Below are 6698 nucleotides of genomic sequence, written 5' to 3' on the forward strand. Positions count from 1 at the left end.
TACCTAAAGGTTTCGCCTAAAGGCGAGGGTTTTAACCCCATTATACAGACAATAATAGTAATGATTGCGTCTGAACCAGCTATATTTTGGACTGTCTTTACCCAGGTGTTATGGAGCCTGTTTAAAGATCCTTCCCAGTTATTTGCGGATTTCATAGCTTCATTCATTGCGCTGCCGGAGCCATCCGAGTAGTCTACAAGCATCTTCTCATAAGTCGACCAGTTCTCCAGCAAAGCATTCAGCTGGTTCCCACGGTGCTTGCCGCCGATTGCGCTGATAAGGTTTGCCCTGCGCGCATCCATTTTATCCAGAGATGTATATGCTTCTGACAGCTCTTTGAGTATCTGCATTGGTTCACGGAGGCTTACCACGCCATTCTTAACTTCTTTCAGTGAAACCCCTAAATCATTACATGCTTTCTCATATTTTGTCAGGGATTCTTCGTCAATAACTTCTCCGTCATCCAATTCTCCAGACACTTGTTGGAGATTCATAAGAATCGCCTTAAAAGCACGGCCAGCAACATCCCCGCTATCCTGTGTTACTGCGACCATTGTCCCTATGGCTGCACTTAATTCCTCCACTGCCACTCCAGAACTTGCCGCCTGTGATGCGGCCACTTTTGTTGCGCGAGCCATGTGTTCCATACTGGCTGCGTTATTGTTCGCGATATAATTCTGCCCGTCAAGGATCTCATTGAGCTTATTTGCCTCTCCATTCAATTTATATGCCGCATTTGTGGCTATTAAATATTGGTCTGATAAATCATTGTCTATATCCCCTGCCGCCTGGGTAAGAACACTTAACTCTGCCATGTTTTCAGCGTCTTGCCCACGGAAGCCAGCCCTCGAAAATTCCTGGATGCCAGTAAGGTAATCGGACGCTTTCTTGCCATATTTGCTTGCCGCTTCAAATGCGCTGTCCCCTAGTTTCTTCAATTCATGGGAAGTCATTTCAGAAACCTTTGAAATCTCTGTCATGATAGTGTTCACGCTTTTCAATTCGGCAAATGCCTGTTTCACTTTGGCAATCGCCTGTACCATCAGGAACATTGGGGATGTCCAATAAGTCAAGAAGGACATGCCATTTTTCAAAGAAGCAAACAGTGATTTGCTTTGTTTTTCCATATTCGACTGTTCCGTCTCAACGCGCTTGATTGCATTGGAAGCCGTATTTCCCATGGATTTGTATGCCGCGCCTGTCTGCCGTGTCTGGTCTGCAGTCTGCTTCTGCGCATTTGCCGTCTGCTGGTATGCTTCCTGTTTCTTTTTCTCATTATTTACAACATTTTCCGCCGCACTGGAAGACTGCCTGGCAATCTGCTGTTCAATTTCCGCTTCTTCTGCCTTTAAGACAGCCATCTTTTTTGCCGCCTCGTCTAATTTTCCCATCCATTCGGCTAACGCGCCGGAAACCTCATTCCCATTCAACGGCTGTAAATTCCCATGCCCATACATGGCTTCTTTCGCTGTCTTAAAATGGCTCACAATGGCATTCAATTGATCGCCGAATGTTTCAAACTGCTGTAATCCCGGGGATATATTGAATAATTCTGTCCAAATCGTATCAAGTTTTGTTGATCCGTTTGAAACTGTCGTCAGTGTAACTCCTAAATTCCGAAACTGGTTATTCAGTTCCTTAACGCTCATGCCTGTATTCTGCAATGCTTCTGTCTTATTCCCAACAAATATCTTTTTCCCTTGGAAATAATCTAATACATCCAGCGATTCCTTGAATGAAGATAAATCCCTGTTCTTCCCAAACTGGTTCAACACCTTTGACAGCGAATTAATTTTCTGTATGATCCCATCCCAGGAAGCATCCGATCCTGTTTTCAGCACTTCCATAGACAATGAATTTACCTCATTTGTCATATCGCGCACCTGTTTCAACACAGAACTGTCAATCCCTGCCCTGTTTAAATTGAACATTTTGGATAAATCATAACTTTTAAGCCTGTTTCCGCTGAATTCTTTCATCACATTTGAAATGCTCTGCTTTATGCTGTTCAGGCTTGCAGACAGCCCACGGTCTATCCCTTCTCCAATCCGCTTCCCTGCCTTCACAGTCTGCCCTTGGTCTATGCCGATATTTGAAAGAATGACTTTTGTGTTTTCAATCCCTTCTATCTGCTTTACAAGGTTCTCAACGGCATCTGGAGCAAATTGGGCTTTGATTTTTATATTCTCCATCTTTTTCTGGATGCCTGAAATGGAATCTGGGTCAATCTCCGCTCTCAGCGCCAATTTGTCAAGCTGCTTCTGAATAGACTTAATGTCGCTGTTCAGCTTCGCCTTGCTTGCCGCTTCCTGCAAACCTGCTATAATATCAAGAAAAAAGTTTTCTGCCATATATTTTCCTTTCTTTTCTATATGTATTGATAATTATTTCCACATTTTACCTGCTATTCTTCTCCACTATCCAAAACGCAAACATATTTTCTCTCTTTACACCATCCCACTGTTGTGCTATCATTAGTTCCATATTAAATTTTCATTGTATTGTATCATGTTGATGTTTTACGCTTCTTCCAAAAAACGTAAAATTTTTGCTTATTTTTTCAAATTTTTAGCGTTTTTTTATGATTTTTTACTGTTTTTTGCTTATTTTTTGGTTTTCTATAATTTTTATTGTTTTGGGTTTCTGTTACTATTTGATTTTCAGAATTATAATTTCATTTTCAGAATCCGGATTCCTGAGAAATGTTTGCTTGGTTTACTTGGCTGCTTAATTATGGATCTGGTTAGTGCAATTATTTTGCATAAACTTCATCAAGGTATGCCGTAATACGATTACTCATATTTTCTGAAAGCTCCACTTCCCCACGCATCCATGCATAATAGTAGGTGTGGCTTATTTGGACTTTCCTAATAAACACACTAAGTTTTGCTCCTGTGTCACTCATAAACATTTTCACTCTTTCTTTTAATTCCATTATGTTTCCTTTCTTCGCTTTACCGCAATATTCTTTACAAAAAAGTGCATTAAAAAACAAAAAATTTTTGTACCATCCAGAAACGGATTGTGGAGTTCCGCTCCTGGATGACCTGAAACATATAGTGGAGTATATGCAGCAGGGCTTTTTACATCTGTTATTTGTTTTGAATGATTTTTACGTGCACCCGTGGAATTGATGCACGATGGCTCCCATAAGCTGTGACACCTATAAAAGCCTGAATATTGAATTAGTGGAATGAATTTATATTGAACTGCCATATGCAGCAGTTTTTGCGTTGGCACGGGGAATCTATGCAAAACAGCCTTTTCCACATGCTGTTCTTCCCCCTGTGCCGTAATAGTATGATATCCAAAATTTGTTTTGAATATTTTGGGGAGAAAGGGTATTACTAGACTTACGTTTCGTTCATACCCCCTCCCTCTAATAGCAATTATGAAACCTTAGTAATATCAACGCTTCCAGTATCTTTTGCGGAACTTTTTTCAGTTTTTTTGAAACATGACAAGAACTTTTTTGGATCTTTATCATACAACACCGTTAATATCCTGTCCCGTACATCCCCATTATTAGCAAACGCATAAGCAATTAATGAATACATGGTGCTCTTGTTTATGGTAAGATTTCTTAACTTTATCATACAGTTATCAAATAAATTATCTACATTCTTTGAATAATCACTTTTTGACATGTCCAGCTTATTAACTTCCCTGTCATATTCCTGTACAATAGAAATTACCTTCTTATACTGCTTACTGTCCCTGTTCCTGTCAGTCTGGTATCGGAAAACAGTGTTCAAATTACAAGTATATGGTATCAACTCTCTATATTTCCTTAAATCAATCACATTCTCCTCAATGATATCAGACAATATTTCCATTGGGCAGTTAAATTCCCTTATTTCAGGTTCATCAATTGCTTTCTTCTTCTTTTTACCTTTCATCTTTTGTTCCTGTACCTTGGCATAAAAAACCGGATATTTCTTCCCATCTTCCGGCTGCATACATGTAAGGTTACTCAGCCTTGACAATTCACTGTTTACATTGATGTCAAACATACGCTTTGCAGAATCAATTGCAACCTGCGCCAAAACAGAACATATGATAAATACATCTTCCAATTCCTTACTCTTACTGCCACCGTCATAATAATAACTCAATGCTAATTGCGCGATATTGCTTGCTTCCCCAATAGCATATTGGGATGAAGAAATCTTACTGTCCATCTTCGCATAGGATTCCATGTCCTTTTTGTATTCGCTGCTTCCATTTAATTCAATATCATTAATGATAGTCGGGTAATTTAAGTATGCCTGTTCTGCAATATTTACAATATCAGACTGGTTTGTAACATAAACTGAATCTGTGTCCAGGTCTTGCCCATTCAAACGGCTCTGCACGTCTGTGCCAATCCCATTAATCACAATCACATTATTTCCCAATTTCGGGAAATACCTCTGAATCTCCTGTGAGTATGTATTGACCAAATGCACTATATTATTTGGCGCGTTATGCGGAGAGCGGAATCCCGCAAGCCTTTCCCCATCCTTAAATCTTGTGGTATAACATTGGATGCCATTGCCGATCTGCTTAAAGCACGGTTCTTCCAAAAAATTCTGCCCTGTAACTTTCATCAATAATGCAATTATATTTCCGCATATGGTAAGATTATCTCCATATTGCAGCAGTTTCCCTAATTTCAACCGCCCATTCTTAAACCGGCTTATAATACCATTCCTTTTCGCCTTGAAGTATTCCGTATATTTAAAATTATCATTCCATTCATCCAATGCAAGCAGCACATTATTTATGCTGTACCTCTTTGCCGCATTGGCTGACAGATGTTTCATAAATGCTTTATGGCTTAACTTCAAGGCATTGCAGTAATCAATACTTACCTTTGCTATTCTCTCCAGAATAATTTTATCCACACATGGAAGGCTGTTGTTTATCTGGTAAGAGCTTCTCTGTAAATCACCATATTTGCTTGCATGTGCCGTTTTTACTATTGCAAACCTTTCTTTATGCTTTTTCATAAATCGTTTATAGTATGTATATGCCGCTTTTTCACTACCGCCCATTATATCCGTGAATTTTATCCATTTGATTGAATTCTCCGTGATGATAACTTTTATATCTTTTGCCAGAAAGGCATTGCCAAACATATCCGTCACTGTGGCCGTTTCATACCTGTCCTTATAGTAATCTTTGAAATATTCCTGTATGTTCCCCCTAAACAGGCATGATTTAAAGAAATGGCTCCTACAATATATAAAACCATCCATATTATTAGGGAATATGGATTCGTCAATACAGCCCATGCCATCCCATAAGGTATTTTTAACTTCTGCCTTTTCGTCCGACCTGTCAACATAACATTCTTTTTTATAGTAGACTTTTGTTTTTGTAGGATAATCCACTATGCCATATTCTTTTAATGCTGGCTTTGATTTTCTTATACATTTGAGCTTTGGATTTTCTCTGCGTTTCTTTTTATAAAACGTAAGGTTATAACCATTAATAAGTTTTTCTGTTGCATCCCAGTCAATTACCTTTCTTTCATATGGGACATCATGTGTTTTTACAGAAACAGCATTAACCCTGGCATATACATCTTCGTCCTTTACTATCAAAATGTTTTCCATAGGAATTGTTATGTAATCTATTGCAGTTGCCGTCACTAATGGCGCATATGCTGACATTTCAACTATCTTTGCATTCTCATATGGCATCTTATCCCACAAATCCATTGTGATATATTTCAATGCCGTACTATGCAGATTTTCACGGATAAAAATGCAGTCCCCCTCTTTCGCCTTCCCTGTGCTGCGCATGAGCATTTTATAATATATTGGTTCTTCTTTTACAACATTCCCTTCCTTATCATATACTGGCCAAATGACTGTTGCGCCGTTCTCATAATAATAATCCCTTAATTCTTTTGCAGACATCCCGCCTTTAAAGCCATAGTCAAACTTCAGAACAATAAAATCTTTGCTTCTTCCTTTTCCATTTACGGCTACTGCATGATGTATCATATATTCTGAAAACAGGCTATTGTTTATCACCGCTTCCCCTAAATCAAGATATGGCTTTTTATTGCCTGTTTCGCTTTCATCCTCCACATAATTATTTACAGCATAAAGACTGTTTGCCTGTATGCTCTTAATTTTAATTGACTGGCTCTTTTTACTTTCTTTTCCCATCAACATTCCCTCCACTTCCCAAAAAATCATCCACAACAACGCTTACACTTATCTATTCTCTTTTTCTCCAACCAAAAATCCCACACTATAACGCATAATCCATATAATCAGGATCAGCCAGTCGAAACCATATCCCACCCGAAAGTTTCGGTTCCGCCTCTAGGATTCTGAGATATTATCCTTTTATGGAAAATCAGATTGCTTTATCATCATTCATATACTTATTACTTCTCCATCCATTCCCACATTTGGGATTGCTCCAAGTTCATACATCTGTATCCAACTACTTACTTCTTCTACATATTCTCTATTCAGTTGTTTAATCAATCAATATAATGGGGAGTCCTATGCAATTGTTTATAGGTTACGAATTTCTGAATTTATAATTTCGGATGTTACTTTCTTTCACATCCGAATTTTTTTATTGTCTATCGTACTATTTGTGTAGTCTCGGAAAGTCCATGAAGAAACAGAAAAGAATCATGTTATATGAATGGGAGTGACGGGGAGGAATAAAAAATGCTTATTTCTGAGTGG

The 6698-nt window shown here is 38.5% G+C and carries 4 protein-coding genes; all 4 read right to left on the reverse strand.

The annotated features are described in order from the left end of the window. Window positions 1-2351, reverse strand: a 2351-nt coding sequence (locus tag E5329_RS27725) for a phage tail tape measure protein (RefSeq protein WP_135992384.1), incomplete at its 3' end; no start/stop codon positions are given. Window positions 2352-2752: 401 nt separating this feature from the next. Beyond that, the gene (locus E5329_RS27730; protein ID WP_135992385.1) at window positions 2753-2935 is read right to left on the reverse strand and encodes a hypothetical protein; all 183 of its coding nucleotides are present in this window, start codon (window positions 2933-2935) and stop codon (window positions 2753-2755) included. Further along, window positions 2935-3270 carry a hypothetical protein gene (locus E5329_RS27735; RefSeq protein WP_135992386.1) on the reverse strand — a complete coding sequence of 112 codons (336 nt, stop codon included), beginning with the start codon at window positions 3268-3270 and terminating at the stop codon, window positions 2935-2937. The genes E5329_RS27730 and E5329_RS27735 overlap by 1 nt, the downstream gene beginning before the upstream one ends. A gap of 119 nt (window positions 3271-3389) precedes the next feature. Further along, window positions 3390-6161, reverse strand: coding sequence for a hypothetical protein (locus E5329_RS27740; protein WP_275443828.1), 2772 nt, complete (start codon window positions 6159-6161; stop codon window positions 3390-3392). Between the last annotated feature and the right edge of the window lie 537 nt (window positions 6162-6698).

Source organism: Petralouisia muris, assembly GCF_004793545.1.
Classification (GTDB): Bacteria; Bacillota; Clostridia; order Lachnospirales; family Lachnospiraceae; genus Petralouisia; species Petralouisia muris.

What these genes read in the sequence shown, in the direction of transcription:
- E5329_RS27730 (WP_135992385.1), bottom strand. Translation starts at nt 2,935, where the DNA reads ATGGAATTAAAAGAAAGAGTGAAAATGTTTATGAGTGACACAGGAGCA.
- E5329_RS27740 (WP_275443828.1), bottom strand. Translation starts at nt 6,161, where the DNA reads ATGGGAAAAGAAAGTAAAAAGAGCCAGTCAATTAAAATTAAGAGCATA.